The following is a 19,673-nucleotide window of genomic DNA, read 5'->3' on the forward strand; positions in this document are numbered from 1 at the left end:
GAACCGCCAACCTTGTAAAGATTTTCGGCTAAATGAAACCAATCTAAAATCTCTCTGGTTTCTCCTTGAGGGTTAAATTTTGCCATCAAATTCCAAATCCCTGAGTGACCATCTCCAATGCAAGTTAGGAGTTGAGCTATTGGTTGATAATTGACCCACGTGATTAACTTCTGATTCTCTTGAAACCAAGCTACTCTAGATTGTCCATGTATACATACCGCCTTATAATCTCTCCAAACGCAAGGCTCGCCTCTGTTTTCTGTTCTCAAACGCACTTTACCCCCATCTACACTGATTTCTGATACTTCTTCTGTGCAAGTAACTTCATCAAATTGATGACGATGAACTAACCTTTGTTGTGTTTTTGCCGATACAAAAATTCCTGTGTATCTTTCTACATCTTTAGCTGCGTTCTCATAGGATACATTTGCACTTGCCCTCAAACAGCATTCGGTTAAATAAGGACTAATTCTTTTATGAGACTTAATTTTCAGTTTGTCAGCTTGTTTCTCACTGATACTCAGGTTTCCAATAATACTTTTTATTTTTCGCCTTCTTCCTGCTGATGTTCCTGTAGCTTGTTGGATAAAAAAATGCCTAATTGAGGAGTGATATACTGTAAAGTTTGCTCCCTAATCGTGCTTTCTATTTTTGCTAGACTCTCTACCTGATCTGGTTTTGTTTCTTCATAAAGTAGAGCAGCTATAGCTTCTAAATGCTGTGCTAAGAGTGCCTCTTTCTGGGAATCCATCTATTTTGCCATCAATCAACTTCCATTTCATGTTACCGCTTACTCTCTCTAAACTCTCTAGTTCTCTTGTTCTATCAAAACTGACTTGCTCCCAATTAATTTCCTAGTTGAGAGAGGCAAGAGGCAAGAGGCAATAGAGAAAGCTAAATGTGTAATTAATTCTGTCTGGGTACTTATGAGATATTTAAAAGTTTGCTACACATAAAATATATAGCGTCAATTTTTATATTTCATATTAGTTTAATTGTTCGAGAATTTAAGATTATAGGAGTTGCTTATCACTTATTAAGCTGTTATCTCCATCATAATTAATGATTTAATTAATAGCGCTTTATTGCTCTTGCCATATCTCTTTGATCGTCACGGCGTTTAGCAGTTTCTCGTTTATCGTGTAGCTTCTTACCTTTAGCAAGACCAATACTTACCTTAATCCAACCATTTTTAAAATACATCTTGAGAGGGATTAAAGTTAAACCTTTTTGCTCTACCTGTCCGATTAGTTTATTAATTTCTTGCTTATGTAATAATAACCTACGAGAACGACGAGGCTCATGATTAAAATATTCACTTACCCTTGTGTAAGGAGAAATATGGACATTGGTAAGCCAAGCTTGTCCATTACGGACTAAAACATAGCCATCTCTCAGGTTAAGCTTACCCTCTCTAATAGATTTAACCTCAGTACCTAATAACTCGATTCCTGCTTCGTAAGTATCGAAGATTTCATAGAGATAACGTGCTTGTCGGTTATCGCTAATTATTTTGATACCACCTTTCTTCTCTGCCATCTTATACTATCTTTACCTGATTACAGCCCCAATATGGTGTCGGACTTACCAGTATATCATCACGAACTTAGAGAGGTGGCTAACTATAAAGTTATCTGTAGCAAGAAGGAAAATAGCGATCGTATCTCAATGATGCCATTTTACCATTTTATAGGCGATCGCTTTTGGGCATTGATGACCAGGGCTTCACCCTTCAAGGCGCGAGGTATGAAGTAATGCTTTTCTTCTTCCTTCTTCCGTGATAGATACAAGCCCCGTCCTATCAGACGGAACAAGGGAAAGGCAGAGGTGTAAGCCTCTTCTAAACAAGAAGCCTTCGTACTTCTTTTGACACCTCTTAGAACTTTAGAAAGAGCTTCTGAAAGAACTTTTTTTCTAATTTACCGATCGTTGATAAGGTGATAATTGGTGATAAAAATGAGGTATTGGTTCTCTAAAGGGTTTTAATTCCAACTTCTATACCGCTTCTGCTTTTTATCAAATTACCTGAATTAATTTTAAGGATAAAAAATCGTTATGTCTGAATTTGTCGATTTTCTGAAACATAAGTATGCTTATGTAGCTATGGGTGAATTTAAGCCAGGAACATTCCCCGAAGCACAAAAATTATACGAACAAGCCGTTTCTACCTATACTAAGGGATTTAAAGGTGCATACTTACTTCAAAAACCTGGCACTGATGAAGGTATCGCCGTGATTATGTGGGATGAAATCGGCACTATGCAAGACAATATGTCTGAAGCCTACAAAGCCATTCTGGACGAGATGGCTCATCTCTTTGTCAAACCCCCAGTTACTTCTTTTTACGAAGTCAATAGCGAAATCGGCACAATAAACAGCAATTAATTCTCATTTTAAAAATTTCCCAGAAAGTAGTCATAAAGAGGGCGTTGTTCAAACTAGGATGCGATTGCCTTAGACGCGCCTCGCCAACAGTGCGATCGCATTCTTGCAAAACTGTAGTAGTATTGGGTATGAATCGGCACGATCCGCTAATTTCTGTACCGTCAAGATTTTTTCTCCTTGATAAGTTAAGAATATACAGAAAATGGAGAGAGAGAATTAGAAGCAGAAAAAGATAAAATCCAGATTCGGCAGCCCCACAGACGAATTATCAAAGAAATATAAAATTATGATAATTGACAGTTTCTCTCAAACGATACGTTGAATCTGTTCAAGAGCATCTTTACCGTAATCTAGTTTAGTCGCTGTTACCCAGTTATTCTCAGGGGAAAACACCCAAGAAGCGTAGAGTGTTGCAGATAGTCCGCGAAACATGATAATTGTTTTTGAATCAAATTTCATGTTCCGCACAGTTTTATAACCATCGATAAATTGCTCAATCATAGTGTCAGCTTCATCGTAATCATGGAACTCGTTAAACGTTACAGCTACGTCTAACCAATAATGCCTCAATTTAGAATGGGAAAGAGTCGGACAACAAAGAAAATATAAAATCGACTTTCCTCTGATATTTATCGTCAAGATTTTTTAGGGCTATTTTTTTTCAAAAAATTAGTTGCCACTTTAAAAAATAGGCAGTATAACAGGCGATGAGATTGTAGATAATCGCTTATCAGTACAAACACTGGTGGGTTATATTCTAGTGCCAAAAAATAGTTATATCTACAGAATCTTACTCAGTATTCCTACTGAATTTATTGTAACTTAATAGGACTATTCTGTGACCTACATCAAAATTATTACTCCCACACCAGGACTTAATACCAAAGAAAGAGTTTTACAAATCATAGAAAATAGAGAAACTGGAATTACGATTAAAGAAATGAGTCAAAAAGTTAATCGTCCCGTATCGATGTTACAAATTTGTCTCAAACAGTTAATTTCTGCCAAGAAAGTTCGTGCCAGAAAAAGTAAAGTTAGTAATAACTTGATTTATTATCCCCGCACGAATTAGAATTAGCTACAAAAGTTTTCTGGTGAGGAAAAGTAATAGGTAATAGATCGATAAAGATAAATGTTTTGGTTGACGGGAGACTGAGAGAAGAGGAGACTGGGAGAGGTAATTAGGAAATTTTTATAAATTGCTACTTGCTATATGCGTAGCGGTATCCTTTAGGGCTTGCTACTTCCGAGCCGATAATCTATGTGTCCTAACCTAACTTTGTACGGCTATAAATGGTTCGCCAAGTATTTCTGAAACTCCAAAAGATTAAGCTGTTACGTCACGCTGTTTCTTTAAGTCTGGGATTAATGTTAATTTTCGGTTCGCATTATGTCTCTTCAGCAGCATTAGATATTAATTACCAAGTCTATCAACAGCCTGACAGTGAAATTCATGTAGTAACTATTCCTGTTCATAGCAATCACACCATCACTCCAGAAGTAGCAGCAGAGTTAACATCTCTCGAACAGTTTGCCAGCAAAAATAATGTTATTGCAGCAATTAATGGAGGTTATTTCGATCCTCAAAATCAAAAGACAACATCCTATATTATCCAAGATACAAATTTAGTTGCCGACCCTCGTATTAACGAAAGATTAATTGATAACCCCGATCTCAAGCCATATTTGGGGAAAATTCTCAATCGTGCTGAATTTCGTCGCTATCAGTGTGGCGCAGAGACTCGTTACGATATTACTCTTCATAGTGCTGTTGTACCCGCTAACTGTATTTTACAAGACGCTTTAGGTGCAGGCCCTCAATTATTACCAATAGATACTTCTATCGCAGAAGGTTTTACTGCTTATGAGAATGGTAAACTGATTCGGAACGCTATTGGTGTTGATAGTCCTAATGCTCGTAGTGCAGTAGCGATTACTTCAAAAGGGAATATTATTTTGGCAATGGTAGGACAGAAAAATCCGAATAAATCTGGAATGTCTCTACCTGGTTTGACAGCCTTTCTCAAAGATTTGGGAGCAATGAAAGCGATGAATCTCGATGGGGGAAGTTCATCATCTCTCTACTATCAGGGTAAGACTTATTACGGCAGGTTAGATCGAGAAGGGAACAAAGTACAACGTCCTTTAAAATCTGTGTTGGTAGTACAGTAATTAGCTATTAGAGCATTTAGTATATATCTCTGGCAGTGGTGAATAGCAAGTAAATTAAGTCAAAGAAATTAGATGGATATTGAGATTTTGGTGGGAACGTGGTTATTAATTGGTAGCACTTCAACCAAAAGTGAAGTTGAATTTATTAACAAACAACCAGACCCTAGTGGAGTGTCAAAATGGTTAGATGGTAAAAGCCATGAATTGATAGAGCAAATAGAGCTAACAGAAGGCTTAACTTTAACTATTACTCCAGACGGCAAATTTACAGAAGAAAAAACGGGAAATCCTCAAATGCAATGGTTTGATTCTGAGGGTGTCTGTAGTGATGTTATACCTTTTGATGGCAAATTAAACTTTTATAAGTCAAACTTCTATTTGATCGCCGATAATATACCATCGTGGGCAACACCTATTAATAAAAGTAGCAGAAAAAAGCTGAGATATAATGATGGAGATACTAAAATAAGTGATTCTCTTGAAATAGTAAAAGAGCTTCTTATCAGGACAGTTAATGTTGTCACTGATGAATTATATTTAGACAGAGTAATAATCGCTTATAAAAAAGCAAGTCAGTAAGTTTTTAAAAAGCACAATTACCAGGAAGAGGCTCGACAGATTCGAGATTAACCGCAAATTCAGAGGGTAAGGTTACCGCAGCGAAACCCGATTCTACTGTTCCTTTTTGAGCCATTGGACTGTAACCATCAGCAGACATATGCACCCTAACAATTACTTCTTGTTGAGGTTCAATTGCTACCGTACCTCCTGTGCGAGTAAAAGGCTGTTCATCTACATGAGAATGTAACAAGACTCGACGATAAAGTAATTCACCTTGAGGGGTGATAACTTCCCACCAATCAGCATAACGGTTACACCCAGTATCGGGACTGCTGAGGGTCACTGCAAAAGTATAATTATTAGATTGTCCCGTCACTGCAACTTTTAAAACTTGAGCAATGGTGTTATTTTTTGTCATGGCTAAAACAGATTTCGGTTTTGATACTGAAAAATTATTGATCGCAGAAAACCCACTAAAGACTATTGTTAGTGTTAAAAATAAAATTTTTGTTAAATTTGCGCACCGCGAAGCGGATCTCTTCGAGATCGCCATTTTTCCAATCATCCTTGATTCTAATAAACAGATAGTAGACAAATTCTATTTTATTTATGGACAAAAAACTAAATTTCACTATCAGAAAAGCTAATAATTCAGAAGATGATTTGATTGCTCGGCATTTCTATCAACTGTGGTTAGATAATAATGTGTCACCTGATTCTATTCGTGCTGATTGGCAAAGAGACACCATCGATTTTATTGTTAAAGCAAGGCAAAATTTGTCTTTTCAAGCTTTTGTTGCAACAGTAGAAGATAGAGTAATTGGTTCAGTTAGCTGTCAGCTTTTTGCAGGTTTATATCCTACTCCTTTTAAATCTGATTTTCGGCACTATGGTTATATTTGGAATGTTTATGTAGAAGCTGATTATCGTCGTCAGGGAATTGCTACCAAATTAACTAAAAAAGCGATCGCTTATCTGTATACTCTAAATTGTACTCATGCTATTCTTCATGCTTCGCCTCATGGTAAACGTGTTTATGAAAGTTTGGGTTTTGTTCCCAAGAATGAAATGATTTTGGAATTAACAGCAGGAAATTAATTATATTATCAGAATAAGTATCAACTACCCACTAATTTTGTTAATAATGCCCATCAAATTACAATCTTAGTCCGCAATTACTAATGTGTTTATTCCTTTGACTAATTCTTTGATCTTTAGAAACAACCAACCTTTAACTAGCTCTTTATCTGCTAACACTAATAAAATTGAACTTTTCTGACAACCTACTAAAACACAATATCCTTTTTCCCCTTCGATAATAATTCTTTCTACTTTTCCTATAGTTAAATCTCTTTGAAAATGATCTATTAATGGAAAGAAATTCACTAATATTTCTTTATTATTATTCTTACTCTCATTGCAGAAAAAATCATAAATTGGATGATTTTCTTGAGAGCCAGCTATCAGAACTCCTTGAATATCTATATTCTTAGTGACAAAATCTTGAAGCAATTCTTGTACTTTAGTCATTTGAGGAATTATGTTTATTAAGTTATGTTATTTTCATGGTTTGGACAATTTTCAATCTAGAGCTTGAAAGTCTTGACTTTATCTCATAGATGAAGTGAATTGAAGTATCTCCAATCCCGATCTTTTCTTATCAAAAAAACTACTTATTTTAAGTAGTTACGCATTTAGTTTGTTACTTGAGATTGGGCAGAGTGGGAGTAATCGATCGATAACAAATAAATACACAATATTTTATGCACATTGGCTTATTGTATACAAAACTAATCATGTTATTATTAGTTTTATTCTTAGATTTTTATTTTTTATTTAATTTAGCTTTATTTATAATTTTTTTATATAGCTTTTTAAAGATTATGTAAAAAAAAGACTGTTTATTGTTTGTAAAATAATATTTTCTTTTGTCATAATATGCGAAAAATAAAAATAAATAATTCGTATATTACACGGAATAAATATGTAAAGCAGAAATAAAAAAGTACAGTTTAAAAATAAGCAAGAAGCTGAAAGAAAAGTTCACAGTATTAAGGCTACTGATAATATGTGAGAAAATCTAGGTACTATAGCAAAATAATGGAGTATTACACGGACTGATTGGTTAGAAAAAATTGCCAATGAAAACCATGTAATACATAGCAATCATAAAAATATAAAATTATTTTGAAAATTTAAAATTGAAATCTGAATCTTAGAATTAAGAAGTAAAAAAAATAGTAAACGAGAAAGTAAAAATGAGTAAGAAACTAATTAATCCACAAGAATTATTTGATGGTGCTGCATTTGGTATGTCGCAAGCTGTTATCGATACTAAATCAGAATTAGTTTTTATTTCTGGACAAATAGATTGGAATCATCAGTATGAGACTACAGAAAAGTCTGTTGAAGGTCAAATGAAAAAGGCTCTCAACAATCTTACAATTGCCTTAGAAAATTCTGGTTCATCAATTGACAAGTTATTGCAAGTTCGTGTTTATATTCGAGGTGAATTAGGAGAACACATGAATGTCGGCAACACCTATTCTTTCTAGCTTTTTGGGTGAGTCTCGTCCAGCCGTAACAGGTATTGGAGTTGCTTCTCTCGCATCGCCAGAAACCCTCGTCGAAATTGAAGCAATAGCAAGTATTGGCTAATATAATTGCCGAGCGTGTAAATTACATCACCAAAGTAAAACCCAATTAGCGATAAAGATTATCTGGTAAACGAGGAGCTTCTTTTAAAGCCTTACTCAAGCTATCATGAATCAAGCCATTAGTAGCTAAAATACGACCAGAATTAATATCTATAGTACTTCCATCATAAGCCGTTACCTTTCCCCCTGCTTCTTGGAGAATTACAATCCCTGCGGTGATATCCCAAGGACTTAAACCCCTTTCCCAATAACCATCCAGTCTGCCACAAGCCACATCGGTTATATCGATAGAAGCTGAACCACTACGACGCACACCTTGGGTTAAATGGGTCAGATAGCAAAACTCTGCATAGTTATTATCGGTAGTTTCTCGGCGATCGTAAGCAAAACCTGTTACTAAAATTGTATCTTCTAACTCTTTTGTTTTGGAAACCACAATTGGATTACGATTACAAGTTGCACCGTAACCTTTAGCAGCACGTAATAATTGATCGCGGAAAGGATTGTAAACTACTCCCACTTGAGGAACACCATCAATCATTAAACCAATAGATACCGCAGCGATAGGATAACCATGAGCATAATTAGTTGTACCATCCAAAGGATCGATCGCCCAAAGATATTTACGATCGTTTCCTCCTAATGTCCCTGATTCTTCTGCTAATATTTGATGGTCTGGAAGATGACGATTTAATAATTCCAATACCTTAGCTTCTGCTGCTTTATCGGCTTCGGTGACTAAATCCCCTGGACGACCTTTGTTTTGAATATTCTCCAGATTACAAAATTTATCCTGTAAAATAGCTCCTGCTGCTAAAGCTGCTTCACTGGCGATATCTAAAAAGGTTAGTAATTCTTGGCTCATGTTGGTTGGTGGTGGTTAGTTTTATGAACTGATAACTGGTAACCGATCGCTGATTACTGTATTATTATTTCCAAATACCGTAACCCAAAATACGTGCGTATTCTTGAGCATGGAAAATACGATCGCTATACTTATGGGGATATTTAGTATTGGCTAATACATAACCCTCTTTAGCTAACTCTTCACTGACCAAAGTATCATGATGCCAGACATGGGCGAAAATACGGTTGTAACGATCCCGTTCATCACTTTCTAGTTCTAAATTGATTTTATTGTCAGTAAGTAACTCTTTTAACCTTGTTTTTCCTTGTTCGCGACCCAATGTATCTTCTAGCTTTGGCACATCAATACCAATAATTCTTACTCTTTGAAGTTGATTATCTTGTTGGGGAATTATGACCTCAATAGTTTGTCCGCTAACAACTTTGACCAACTGAGCAGATAAAGCATTTCTGTCAACACGGGAGTGGAATATGCCGACTGACCGTCGGCATTTCCTCCCGTCAATTTCTCTTTCTGTAACGCTACAACTCCAGAGAAATAAACAAATAATTAAAACAATAGCCTGAGAAACAATTTTGGAAAGCAGCAAAATATGATCGATCGAATAAATTATTAAGTATTTCTTAATACAACATGAACTCATAAAACATGAACTCATAACAATCGTAAATTGCATTGAAATATTGAATTAAATGCATCAATAATATTGCCTTACAACTCGAACGTTATTATTATGCTGTATATTAATATACTGATTAGTATTTTAAACCAAGTAAATTAAACAGTTGTTTTGAGTAATTCTATGGATAGCACTCAAATTGGAAACTCGGCAGAACAAAATTCATCTATGAGCGACTCACTGGAATTAGTCAAACAAGAGCAAACACTACATAACTACGAAGATATCTTTAAACAGCAACAAGAACAAATCAATTTTTTAACTCAAGAATTAGAAAGACTCAAAAATCCTGCTGCTAAATCTAAGCCTAGCCAGAAAAGAGGCTCTATCTTGAAGCGTATTTGGCGGAGTTTTACCCAGTATCTTGCTGGTATTCATGGTAGTGCTACTTATCAGCCGAGATTCTCTGTTACCCAGATCTTAGTTTCTTATTTAGGAAGCTTTTTCGGAATTGGTGCATTAGCTTATCTAAGTATTGCTTCTGGTTATCCTGTAATTGCTGCTCCTTTTGGTGCTGCTGCGGTTTTAGTGTTTGCTGTACCGAATAGTCCTTTGGCTCAACCCCGCAATTTGATTTTCGGTAATTTAATAGGAGGAATTGTTAGTGTCTTAATGGTGACTCTTTTCGGCTCAGAGCCTTGGGTTATGGCTTTATCTGTAGCTACCGCAATTAAAGTCATGCAGTTAACGAAAACTCTTCATCCTCCAGGCGGTGCTGTGGCTTTGGTAGGAGTTTTAAGTAAGGCTACTTGGGGTTTTATCTTGACTCCCGTATTGGCTGGATCGATTATTTTACTATTCTGTACTTTTGCTTTTAATAATCTTATGCCAGAGCGTTCTTATCCCCGTCATTGGTTATAAACCTTGTTTAAGCTATCACGTATTTAAGTTACTGTTTGATATCCGATGTAGGTTATAGGGTCTGTGGGATGTAGGTATTTTCTAAATGGGAAATTAAATCAGACTAGCTATATTTTAAATCTTAAATTAAACTGAGTAACTCTATAAATAGGCAATCTTGTGAGTAAATTAGATCGAAAAAGAAAGCGGGTTATTTACACTATATTAGCGATCGCTATTGGGAATACTTTAGTTACTGCTGCTCCTTGGTTAGAGATTGAAATCATCAAAAAAATGCTTTTAACTTTTGCTAATGTGGTGATGTTTATTATTGTTTGGGATGCTTATTTTGACGAACAGCTATCTCAAAAAAACAATTTTTTAATTTTACAAGATTTATTTGCTGTTACTTGTCTTAGCGTGATTACTACTTTTATTCTCTCTAAAGGTATTACTAAAATGATAGGTCAACTAATGACTGTTTTAGGTACGTTAGGTTTAGGATTAGCAGGCGCGATCTCAGGATTGATAACCGCTATTATCGGAGTAATTTGGGCATCTTATTGTGACGATCTTTATCGTAATTCGGCTTCTTAATCCAAAAATATCTAATTCAACCTGAGTTCGATAAATACAAAAATCTTAAATTAGGCAACGTTCTGAGAATATTAAGGCGACTTCTCCATATAGAGAAAATCTGACGTAGCTTTAGTGACGGCAAACCCGAATTTTTCATAGAACATTTTTGCTGAATTAACCGCTAAGACGCGAAGACGAACTGGAATCTGAGATTGTGATGCTTCTGAAATAAGACTATTAAGCAATCTTGTACCAATACCTAGGCGTTGGTATTTAGGTAAAAGATATATTTGCTCAAGTTGAATGTATGTCGGAAATCTTTCGACTGTAAACACACCAACAGAAACATCACCAATTTGAATCACCTGCGCGTTAGGTGAACTGCTATCTTCATAAGACTCGCGTTGAACTAGTAATTCGTCCCATACACCCCAAGTAGCTATGATTAAATCGCGCATTGTTCGAGCGATAACGCTATAGAAGAGTGGTGCATCATCTATTGTTGCTTGACGGAGCGTAAAATTTACAGAGGCTTTCATTAGCGTCTTATAAACTATAAAGACTTCTGATTGTTTTATATCTTAATTCAGCAACGCCAATTCTTTTTAGCTTTCCAGCCTAAAATTATCTAATAACCATGCAATGCTAATAATTACTCTTCGTCTAAAGGCAGACCAAAGTTGACTTTTCCCTTAGCAAAATAGCGACCAAATTGCATTTCATATACTTCATCTTCGTCTTGAGTTTCTACTACTAAATCAGAACGAGGATAACTGACACATAACAAAGCATAACCATCTTTTTTTAGTTTAGGAGATAAACCCATTGCTTCGGGTTGTTCTAATTCTCCTGAAATAACCTTCACGGCACAAGCGGTACAAGCACCATTACGACAAGAGAAAGGTAGTACTGCCTCTTGTTGCTCCGCAGTATGCAAGATGTAGCGATCTTCAGGGACTTCTACTTGATAGGTTTTTTGGGTACGGCGATCGCGAATTGTGATTCGATGCAGTTTACTCATTTCTTGGTTGATAACAGGCTGACAATAAAGATCATAGCGTGAAAAGGATGAGGGATGAGGAATGAAAGATGAAGGATTGGGGATCTCATAAGGGGTTCAATAAACTATTACAAAGTAGGACAGACGTGGAAGCGATGCTCGTATTGTTTAGTAATCTCTGGGTGAGCGAAAAAAGGTGTGGGAGTAAAAAAAAGAAGTAATGAGTAACTCGTCAATGAGTAATGAGTGAAAATTTGTACCAAACTTCCTTGTTCAATGACTGTTAAAAAATTGAATGTAATTCTTATCAAACAAAAACATTAAAAGGTTATAGTATCCTGTTCTTAGAGATACCCCCAATCCCAGATCGATATCATGCTCTACTCCTCATTTACTCCTCCCTTACTATTAAACAATGGTCTTTTAATGACTATCTATAGTGCGTTTCGCTCTAGTAAAACCTGGGAACAAACTCTAATTGAACCAGAGCCAAAATACCAGAAAGTTGTGTTTACAGAGGGAGAAATCCCTCTTTTTGCTTGGGTAGCAATTCCTGAAAATCCTCAAGGAACAATTATCGGTACTTATGGTATTACAGGAACTCTCGATAATCAGTGGTTTCTGAAAATACTAGGAAGAAAAGCCTACCAGCAAAATTATGCAGTAATTTTATTTGATTGGCGCGCTCATGGGGAATCTGCAAAGTTATCTACTTCTCTAACTTCTGACGGTATTAATGAAGGAAAAGATTTTGTCAGTATTGCAGCAGAAAGTAAAGCTCTTGGTTGTCCCGCGCCATTTTGGTTTACAGGATATTCTTTAGGGGGACAATTAGCTTTATGGGGTATTTATTATTCGCAGTTTCTAGAGATTAACGGTTTAAAAGCTTCTGATGTGGCAGGAGGTGCAGTAATTTGTCCTAATTTGGACTCTAATCGTTCTTTACCCTATTTAATGCAACATCCTTTAGGTAAGTATATCGAAAAAGCGATCGCCAAAGAACTCAAAAAACTAGCTCTCAAATTACACTCCTATCATCCTCAAGATTTCTCTCTCTCAGCCATTGAAGCAGCAAATACTATCTGGGGTTTCGATCGCGAATTAGTAATTCCTCGTTTGGGTTTTGCTTCTGTAGAAGAATATTACACTGCTAGTAGTGCTTTTAAAATTTTGCCGAAAATTAGTAAGCCTACTTTAATTCTTTATGCAGAAGACGATCCGATGTTTGCGCCTAATATTATTCCTGATTTAAACAAGGTTGGTCAAGATAATAAAGCAATTGAATTAATCTTAACTAAATCTGGTGGTCATGTAGGCTATCTTAGCAGTCCTTACTATCAAAAAACAATCGGCGATCGTGATTGTTGGTGGGCATGGAATCGCATTTTAAATTGGATTAATTCAATGAAGTGATTGAACATAAATAATAGCCTAATTAGATAAAATACTGGTTATTTTAAACTAAAATAATTTTGGATGATTGAAGTTTAAAATAGATATTTTTTTATTTATATACTAGCCTATATTATTAATCTTGTTACTTTATATTTATCATAATCTTCAAAATTAAAGCGATGGTTGCATACTCATTTCAACAGTTAACTGAAATACCAGAGCATATTTTACAGCAAACAAACATTGAAAGACTCGATCTCAGACATAATAAACTAACATTTATCCCAGAAAATATTACTAATTTAGTAAATCTTAAGTCACTAAATATAAGTTATAATCAAATTAAAAAATTATCAGATATATTTGATAGATTACCGAATTTAGAAATTTTAGATATCTCTCATAATCAAATAGATTCTATTCCTCAAAGCATAACTAAGTTAATTATGCTGAGAAATTTTAATGCTTGGAATAATCAAATAACAGAATTACCAAATAATTTCTCTAATTTAGTTAATCTAGAAAGACTAGATTTGGGATGTAATCTTCTATCTAAAGTGGATATCGATTGGTCTAATTTGAAAAAACTATCTTATTTAAGTTTAAAATCTAATCAATTGGACAAGCTTCCAGAGTCAATTCATAAATTAGATAAAATTGAAAAATTATTCTTATTTGGAAATAATTTTACTCGAATTCCTTTAAATTTAGACTTAATGAAATCTCTAAAAGAAGCTTATATCGGAGGTAATCCTATTGCCGATAAAATTGAGGTTAGTCCTTTTAACTATTTTGAGCATGGTTGTTACGGTCGTGGTAGTTTTTGGAAAAAATCTCATACAAGTCTTGAAGATAAAAACAAAATAATTTAAAAAACTCCTAATAAATCTACACAAAAAACAGATAAATACTTTTGCGTCTTTGCGTCAGATTATCTCCACAACACAAAAACAACCTAACTAATAATCATCAAATTTACTCATCATATAGAGTAATATCTTGTTAAAACATTGGTTTTGATAAAGGCGATCGCCTTTAAACAGAACGAAATCGCAAATTTATATTACACAATTATATTATTTTGTCAAACAAGTTAATGTTAATTTTTATTTAGGAAATCTGAGTAAATACTCACAATTTAAGTAAAATTTTGTTACAAACTGTATCATTATTTTTATAAAATTGTGTCAAATAAAGAGATGTGCGGTTTTTACGCAACATTTTTTGATAAAAACATTTATACAGTAACCCGTTGTCTCAGTAGGCTTACTAACCTGCTAGAACCGAAACAAAGCAAGTCGCCCCGTCCAAAGTAAGGAGAATCAAGTCTATGTTCACTCACGTCAAGTCCACCATACGTCGCGTAACCCCAGAAGACCTTAATGGGCGTGATTTGCTTAGAGTGGTCTATGTAGTGCTAGAGCCTCAGTACCAAAGCACCCTGACTGAAGCAGCTAGAAAGATCAATCAAAACAACCCTCATTTAGCAATCGAACTGAGTGGTTACTTAATCGAAGAATTAAGAAACGAAGACAATTACAACAGTTTCCAGCAAGATGTAGCCCAAGCCAATATTTTTATCGCATCTTTGATCTTCATTGAAGATTTAGCACAAAAAGTAGTAGCAGCAGTTACTCCTCACAGAGAGCGTTTAGATGCTGCTATTGTATTCCCTTCAATGCCTGAAGTGATGCGCCTTAACAAGATGGGTAGCTTCTCCATGGCACAGTTAGGACAGTCCAAAAGTGCGATTGCTCAGTTTATGCGGAAACGGAAAGAAAACTCTGGAAGCTCTTTCCAAGATGCGATGCTCAAGTTGTTACGCACCCTCCCCAAAGTATTAAAGTATTTACCTGTAGAAAAAGCTCAAGATGCTCGTAACTTTATGTTGAGCTTCCAGTATTGGTTAGGGGGGAACTCCGATAACTTAGAGAACTTCCTGCTGATGTTGGCAGATAAATACGTTTATCAAGATAAGAATATTGCAGACGGAGTAGTTTACGAAGAGCCTATTGTCTATCCTGATATGGGTGTCTGGCATCCCTTAGCCTCAGAAATGTTTGAGGATGTCAAAGAATATCTCAACTGGTATAACAGCCGTAGTGATATTTCTGATGATTTAAAAGACCCCTTAGCCCCTTGTGTAGGGATTGTCTTGCAACGTACTCACCTGGTTACTAAAGACGATGCTCACTATGTAGCAATGGTACAGGAGTTAGAAGCTATGGGAGCGCGAGTACTTCCTGTATTTGCTGGGGGATTAGACTTCTCTAAACCTGTAGATGAATACTTCTGGGAAGTTACCGATGGTACAAAGCCACAACCTTTAGTAGATGTGGTTATTTCTTTGACTGGTTTTGCTTTAGTAGGAGGGCCAGCTAGACAAGATCATCCTAAAGCGATTGACTCTTTAAAACGCCTCAATCGTCCTTACATGGTAGCTCTACCTCTAGTTTTCCAAACTACAGAAGAATGGGAAGCCAGCGAACTCGGTTTACACCCCGTTCAAGTAGCTTTACAGATTGCAATACCCGAACTAGACGGTGCAATAGAACCAATTATTTTATCTGGTCGTGATGGGAATACTGGACGTGCAATCGCTTTACAGGATAGAATAGAAGCGATCGCACAAAGAGCCATGAAATGGGGAAATCTCCGCAAAAAACCTAAACTACAAAAGAAAGTTGCGATCACTGTATTTAGTTTCCCTCCCGATAAAGGTAATGTGGGTACTGCTGCTTACTTAGATGTCTTTGGCTCTATCTATGAAGTATTAACAGGTCTTAAAGGTAACGGCTACGACCTTCCTGAGTTGCCTAACAATGCTAAAGAATTGATGGAGATGGTCATTAATGATGCTACCGCACAATATGCTTCTCCTGAATTAAACGTTGCTTACAAAATGTCTGTCGAAGAGTACGAAAGACTCACTCCCTACTCTGAGAAACTAGAAGAAAACTGGGGACAACCACCAGGAAATCTTAATAGTGATGGACAAAACCTCCTAATTTACGGCAAACATTTCGGTAATGTTTTTATTGGGGTACAACCTACTTTCGGTTACGAAGGCGACCCCATGTTACTGTTGTTTTCTAAATCTGCTTCACCTCATCACGGTTTTGCAGCTTACTACACTTACTTGGAAAAAATATGGGGTGCCGATGCGGTACTTCACTTTGGTACTCATGGTTCGTTAGAATTTATGCCAGGAAAACAAATGGGGATGTCTGGGGAATGCTATCCCGATAGCTTGATTGGTTCTATTCCCAACATCTATTACTATGCAGCCAATAACCCTAGTGAAGCAACTATTGCTAAACGTCGCGGTTACGCTTCCACCATTTCTTACTTAACTCCTCCTGCGGAAAATGCAGGACTATATAAAGGGTTAAAAGAATTAGGCGAGTTGATTGGTTCTTACCAAAGCCTCAAAGATAGCGGTCGTGGTATCCAGATTGTTGATACAGTAATGGATCAAGCACGGATTGTTAATCTCGATAAAGATATTGACTTCCCTGAAAAAGCTGCCAAAGAATTAACCCAATTAGAAAGAGACACCATCATCGGTTTAGTTTACAAAAAACTGATGGAAATCGAATCTCGTCTTTTACCCTGTGGCTTGCACGTTATTGGAAAACCCCCTACCGCAGAAGAAGCTATTGCGACTCTGGTTAACATTGCAGCTTTAGATAGAGAAGAAGACGGACTTGTCTCTCTTCCTCGTATTATTGCTCAAAGTGTTGAGAGAAGCATTGATGAAATCTATGTTAATAATGACCGTGGGGTATTAGAAGATGTACAGCTATTCCAAGACATTACCCAAGCAACTCGCCAAGCAGTAGCTGCATTAGTTAAAGCGCAAATCGATGCTGAAGGTAGAGTTTCCATGGTTTCCAAACTCAACTTCTTAAATATCGGTAAAAAAGAACCTTGGGTTGCAGCGTTACACGACTTAGGTTATACCAACGTAGATAAAGACCTTCTCAAACCTCTCTTTGAATACCTCGAATTCTGCTTAGAGCAAGTTTGCGCCGACCAAGAATTAGGCGGACTCCTCAAAGCATTGGAAGGAGAATACGTTTTACCTGGCCCTGGTGGCGACCCCATCCGTAACCCCAACGTCTTACCCACAGGGAAAAACATTCATGCCTTAGACCCCCAATCTATACCTACCCTAGCAGCAGTAAAATGCGCCAAAGTAGTAGTAGACAGATTGATCGAAAAACAAAAGCAAGATAACGATGGTAACTATCCTGAAACTATCGCTTGTGTCCTCTGGGGAACAGATAACATCAAAACCTACGGTGAATCTTTAGCTCAAATCATGTGGATGGTGGGTGTACGTCCCGTACCCGATGCATTAGGTAGAGTTAACAAACTCGAACTTATCCCCTTAGAAGAATTAGGTCGTCCTCGTATTGACGTAGTTGTAAACTGTTCTGGTGTTTTCCGTGACCTGTTCATCAACCAAATGAACCTATTAGACCAAGCAGTTAAAATGGCAGCCGAAGCCGACGAACCCGTGGAAATGAACTTCGTTCGCAAACACGCCCTCGAACAAGCAGAAGAAATGGGTATTAATCTGCGCCAAGCAGCAACCCGCATCTTCTCTAATTCCTCTGGTTCATACTCTTCTAACATCAACCTCGCGGTAGAAAATAGCAGTTGGGAAGAAGAAAAAGAGTTACAGGATATGTATCTCAACCGCAAATCTTTTGCTTTCGATTCCGATAACCCAGGAATTATGAGCGAAAACCGACAAATTTTTGAGAAATCCCTCAAAACTGCGGATGTAACATTCCAAAACTTAGACTCTTCGGAAATCAGTCTTACTGACGTATCCCATTACTTCGATTCTGACCCCACCAAAATCGTTGCTAGTCTTCGCGATGATGGTAAAAAACCCACCGCTTTCATTGCTGACACTACCACTGCTAATGCTCAAATTCGCACCCTTTCTGAAACTGTTCGTTTAGACGCACGTACCAAACTACTCAATCCCAAATGGTATGAAGGTATGTTGAGCCATGGTTATGAAGGTGTACGCGAACTATCCAAACGTTTAGTTAATACTATGGGATGGAGTGCAACCGCCGATGCTGTAGATAACTGGGTTTACGAAGATGTCAACACTACTTTCATTGACGACCCTGAAATGTGCAAACGTCTGATGGATATGAACCCCAATTCATTCCGTAAGATTGTTGGTACTCTACTGGAAGTTAATGGACGCGGTTATTGGGAAACTTCTGAAGAAAACCTCGACAGATTGCGTGAATTGTATCAAGAAGTAGAAGACAAAATTGAAGGAATTGAATAAATAATTCCCAGTTTTGGAAATTTAATTTTTTGATATTGTAGGGACGTAAAAATGCGCCCCTATTTTTTTATTTACAAATTTATTACCCCCAAAATCTTCAGAATTTGCCAGATAAGCCAGAAAATGATTTGAACGAACAAAAACAACCAACGTAAACGGTTAAACCATTTATAAGAGTTTTTATCTTGTTTGTGTAACTGCATTTAGTACGACTTGAACTCTACAGTTACAGCAAATCCTATGGTTACCAACCCAAAGCAAGCGAAATTGATATAATCTCTATAATAGTTTTAGAGCAAGGCTTTGAATAACTTCGGGGTAGTTAGATTACTTCTGGTATTGCCGAATTCGTTACAAAATTTTATATTTTTGGACTCTCTGAAATATGCCTAAATATAGTTATGGGAAGAAATCTGAAAGTCATGCCAAAAGATTACTTGAAGATTTTATTCTATTAGCTGAAGCTGAGACAATACCAGAATGGCGCAATCAGTCGAAAAAACCTTTAACTGCCAAATTTAACCAAAATAGTTTAACCGTTACGTATAATAACTCTGCATTAGAAGAATTAATAGTAAAAGATTCACGCGATGGTGGGCTAACTGAAGCTCAAATCAAATCGGGTCTTAATTTTTTAGAGAATTTTTTGGGTATTTTAGAACTTCCTGAAGATCGTAAAGATCGACAAGGACAAACTCAAACAGGAATAATTAAACTTTGGGATAAAGATCGCCAGAAAAATTTAAAAATATTCGATTGCGAATGTGACAAGAAAAAAAGAGAGCAAGATAAAAACAAATCAAATCTACGGAAAAATATTAAAAACAAAGTTCCGCCAGAATTCGATTTATTAGATGAAGAATTTTTTCAAAAGCGAGAAGGTGATGATGTCAAGATACTTAATTTACCATCGGCTGCTAGAAATTGGTCGTTAATTACTAAAGGGTATTATACCAATTTCCTAAAGTCCAGCTACAGATAATGCATCGAGAATGAAATCAAATCCCGTAATGGAAGCGATATCTGCTTGAGTAAATTCAGCTAAGATATTTGCTAGTTTTCTTCTTAAAAAATCTAGGGAATCAAAGACTTTATTTTTCAAGAATTTTTTGACTTCTTTCCACAATCTTTCAATCGGATTAACGTTACTGACAGTAAGGAGGTTGAAATAACAAAATAATATTATCAGGTATAGACAAATCCAAACCGAGATGTGC

General features: G+C 36.3%; 22 protein-coding genes and 2 pseudogenes. 14 read left to right on the forward strand and 10 right to left on the reverse strand.

Translation table 11 applies throughout. The features are described 5' to 3' along the window. A pseudogene (locus H1P_RS38340) lies at positions 1-751 on the reverse strand (ISKra4 family transposase); the annotation flags it as partial. Between the two features lie 320 nt (positions 752-1,071). Further along, the gene (gene smpB, locus H1P_RS18660) at positions 1,072-1,539 is read right to left on the reverse strand and encodes an SsrA-binding protein SmpB (RefSeq protein WP_144870129.1); all 468 of its coding nucleotides are present in this window, start codon (positions 1,537-1,539) and stop codon (positions 1,072-1,074) included. A 33-nt stretch (positions 1,540-1,572) separates the two neighbouring features. On the opposite strand from smpB, the gene H1P_RS18665 reads away from it, so the two are divergent. Together H1P_RS18665 and H1P_RS18670 are read left to right on the forward strand one after the other, a co-directional pair. Next, on the forward strand, positions 1,573-1,755 hold the full coding sequence (locus H1P_RS18665) for a hypothetical protein (protein ID WP_144870131.1): 183 nt from the start codon (positions 1,573-1,575) through the stop codon (positions 1,753-1,755). Between the two features lie 300 nt (positions 1,756-2,055). After that, positions 2,056-2,385 (forward strand): antibiotic biosynthesis monooxygenase, encoded by a 330-nt coding sequence (locus H1P_RS18670; RefSeq protein WP_144870133.1) that lies wholly within the window; start codon positions 2,056-2,058, stop codon positions 2,383-2,385. A gap of 306 nt (positions 2,386-2,691) precedes the next feature. Here H1P_RS18670 and H1P_RS36270 read toward each other — a convergent pair whose 3' ends face one another. Next, the gene (locus tag H1P_RS36270; RefSeq protein ID WP_186376034.1) at positions 2,692-2,844 is read right to left on the reverse strand and encodes a hypothetical protein; all 153 of its coding nucleotides are present in this window, start codon (positions 2,842-2,844) and stop codon (positions 2,692-2,694) included. Positions 2,845-3,223: 379 nt separating this feature from the next. Here H1P_RS36270 and H1P_RS18675 point away from each other — a divergent pair, with 379 nt between their 5' ends. From H1P_RS18675 to H1P_RS18685, 3 genes are all read left to right on the forward strand, one after another. After that, positions 3,224-3,457 carry a winged helix-turn-helix domain-containing protein gene (locus H1P_RS18675; protein ID WP_144870135.1) on the forward strand — a complete coding sequence of 78 codons (234 nt, stop codon included), beginning with the start codon at positions 3,224-3,226 and terminating at the stop codon, positions 3,455-3,457. Between the two features lie 221 nt (positions 3,458-3,678). Further along, the gene (locus H1P_RS18680; RefSeq protein WP_144870137.1) at positions 3,679-4,557 is read left to right on the forward strand and encodes a phosphodiester glycosidase family protein; all 879 of its coding nucleotides are present in this window, start codon (positions 3,679-3,681) and stop codon (positions 4,555-4,557) included. 72 nt (positions 4,558-4,629) lie between these two features. After that, complete coding sequence (locus H1P_RS18685; protein WP_144870139.1) at positions 4,630-5,136, forward strand: hypothetical protein; 507 nt, start codon at positions 4,630-4,632, stop codon at positions 5,134-5,136. A gap of 4 nt (positions 5,137-5,140) precedes the next feature. Here the strand turns inward: H1P_RS18685 and H1P_RS18690 are convergent, their stop codons facing one another. Then, entirely contained in the window at positions 5,141-5,536 is a 396-nt protein-coding gene (locus H1P_RS18690; RefSeq protein ID WP_186376035.1) for a hypothetical protein, read from the reverse strand. A 191-nt stretch (positions 5,537-5,727) separates the two neighbouring features. Between H1P_RS18690 and H1P_RS18695 the strand changes: the two genes are divergently transcribed. Further along, the gene (locus H1P_RS18695) at positions 5,728-6,216 is read left to right on the forward strand and encodes a GNAT family N-acetyltransferase (protein WP_144870141.1); all 489 of its coding nucleotides are present in this window, start codon (positions 5,728-5,730) and stop codon (positions 6,214-6,216) included. Positions 6,217-6,282: 66 nt separating this feature from the next. Here the strand turns inward: H1P_RS18695 and H1P_RS18700 are convergent, their stop codons facing one another. Beyond that, on the reverse strand, positions 6,283-6,648 hold the full coding sequence (locus H1P_RS18700) for a roadblock/LC7 domain-containing protein (protein ID WP_144870143.1): 366 nt from the start codon (positions 6,646-6,648) through the stop codon (positions 6,283-6,285). 728 nt (positions 6,649-7,376) lie between these two features. Between H1P_RS18700 and H1P_RS18705 the strand changes: the two genes are divergently transcribed. Beyond that, entirely contained in the window at positions 7,377-7,673 is a 297-nt protein-coding gene (locus H1P_RS18705) for a RidA family protein (protein WP_222427116.1), read from the forward strand. Then, on the forward strand, positions 7,648-7,776 hold the full coding sequence (locus tag H1P_RS38960; RefSeq protein ID WP_281291188.1) for a RidA family protein: 129 nt from the start codon (positions 7,648-7,650) through the stop codon (positions 7,774-7,776). The genes H1P_RS18705 and H1P_RS38960 overlap by 26 nt, the downstream gene beginning before the upstream one ends. A 45-nt stretch (positions 7,777-7,821) precedes the next feature. Here the strand turns inward: H1P_RS38960 and H1P_RS18710 are convergent, their stop codons facing one another. Together H1P_RS18710 and H1P_RS18715 are read right to left on the reverse strand one after the other, a co-directional pair. After that, on the reverse strand, positions 7,822-8,640 hold the full coding sequence (locus H1P_RS18710; protein ID WP_144870145.1) for an inositol monophosphatase family protein: 819 nt from the start codon (positions 8,638-8,640) through the stop codon (positions 7,822-7,824). 64 nt (positions 8,641-8,704) lie between these two features. Continuing rightward, positions 8,705-9,232: a thermonuclease family protein gene (locus H1P_RS18715; protein ID WP_186376036.1), complete on the reverse strand. Its 528-nt coding sequence runs from the start codon at positions 9,230-9,232 to the stop codon at positions 8,705-8,707. 213 nt (positions 9,233-9,445) lie between these two features. On the opposite strand from H1P_RS18715, the gene H1P_RS18720 reads away from it, so the two are divergent. Together H1P_RS18720 and H1P_RS18725 are read left to right on the forward strand one after the other, a co-directional pair. After that, positions 9,446-10,183: an HPP family protein gene (locus H1P_RS18720; protein ID WP_144870149.1), complete on the forward strand. Its 738-nt coding sequence runs from the start codon at positions 9,446-9,448 to the stop codon at positions 10,181-10,183. Positions 10,184-10,342: 159 nt separating this feature from the next. Further along, positions 10,343-10,759 carry a hypothetical protein gene (locus H1P_RS18725; protein ID WP_186376037.1) on the forward strand — a complete coding sequence of 139 codons (417 nt, stop codon included), beginning with the start codon at positions 10,343-10,345 and terminating at the stop codon, positions 10,757-10,759. Between the two features lie 71 nt (positions 10,760-10,830). Here the strand turns inward: H1P_RS18725 and H1P_RS18730 are convergent, their stop codons facing one another. After that, a complete protein-coding gene (locus H1P_RS18730) occupies positions 10,831-11,280 on the reverse strand; it encodes a GNAT family N-acetyltransferase (RefSeq protein WP_144870151.1) in 450 nt (149 codons plus the stop codon). Between the two features lie 113 nt (positions 11,281-11,393). Further along, positions 11,394-11,762 (reverse strand): 2Fe-2S iron-sulfur cluster-binding protein, encoded by a 369-nt coding sequence (locus H1P_RS18735; RefSeq protein WP_144870153.1) that lies wholly within the window; start codon positions 11,760-11,762, stop codon positions 11,394-11,396. A 354-nt stretch (positions 11,763-12,116) separates the two neighbouring features. Here H1P_RS18735 and H1P_RS18740 point away from each other — a divergent pair, with 354 nt between their 5' ends. The 4 genes from H1P_RS18740 to H1P_RS18755 all read left to right on the forward strand — a co-directional run bounded on the left by H1P_RS18740 (position 12,117) and on the right by H1P_RS18755 (position 19,438). Beyond that, on the forward strand, positions 12,117-13,154 hold the full coding sequence (locus H1P_RS18740) for a YheT family hydrolase (protein WP_144870155.1): 1,038 nt from the start codon (positions 12,117-12,119) through the stop codon (positions 13,152-13,154). A gap of 161 nt (positions 13,155-13,315) precedes the next feature. Continuing rightward, positions 13,316-14,008: a leucine-rich repeat domain-containing protein gene (locus tag H1P_RS18745; protein WP_144870157.1), complete on the forward strand. Its 693-nt coding sequence runs from the start codon at positions 13,316-13,318 to the stop codon at positions 14,006-14,008. A 458-nt stretch (positions 14,009-14,466) separates the two neighbouring features. Next, a complete protein-coding gene (locus H1P_RS18750; RefSeq protein ID WP_144870159.1) occupies positions 14,467-18,456 on the forward strand; it encodes a magnesium chelatase subunit H in 3,990 nt (1,329 codons plus the stop codon). Positions 18,457-18,841: 385 nt separating this feature from the next. Continuing rightward, positions 18,842-19,438: a hypothetical protein gene (locus H1P_RS18755; protein WP_144870161.1), complete on the forward strand. Its 597-nt coding sequence runs from the start codon at positions 18,842-18,844 to the stop codon at positions 19,436-19,438. On the opposite strand, the pseudogene H1P_RS37535 reads toward H1P_RS18755, so the two are convergent. Continuing rightward, positions 19,418-19,673, reverse strand: a pseudogene (locus H1P_RS37535) (hypothetical protein); the annotation flags it as partial. The gene H1P_RS18755 and the pseudogene H1P_RS37535 overlap by 21 nt on opposite strands.

Source organism: Hyella patelloides LEGE 07179, assembly GCF_900659865.1.
GTDB lineage: Bacteria > Cyanobacteriota > Cyanobacteriia > Cyanobacteriales > Xenococcaceae > Hyella > Hyella patelloides.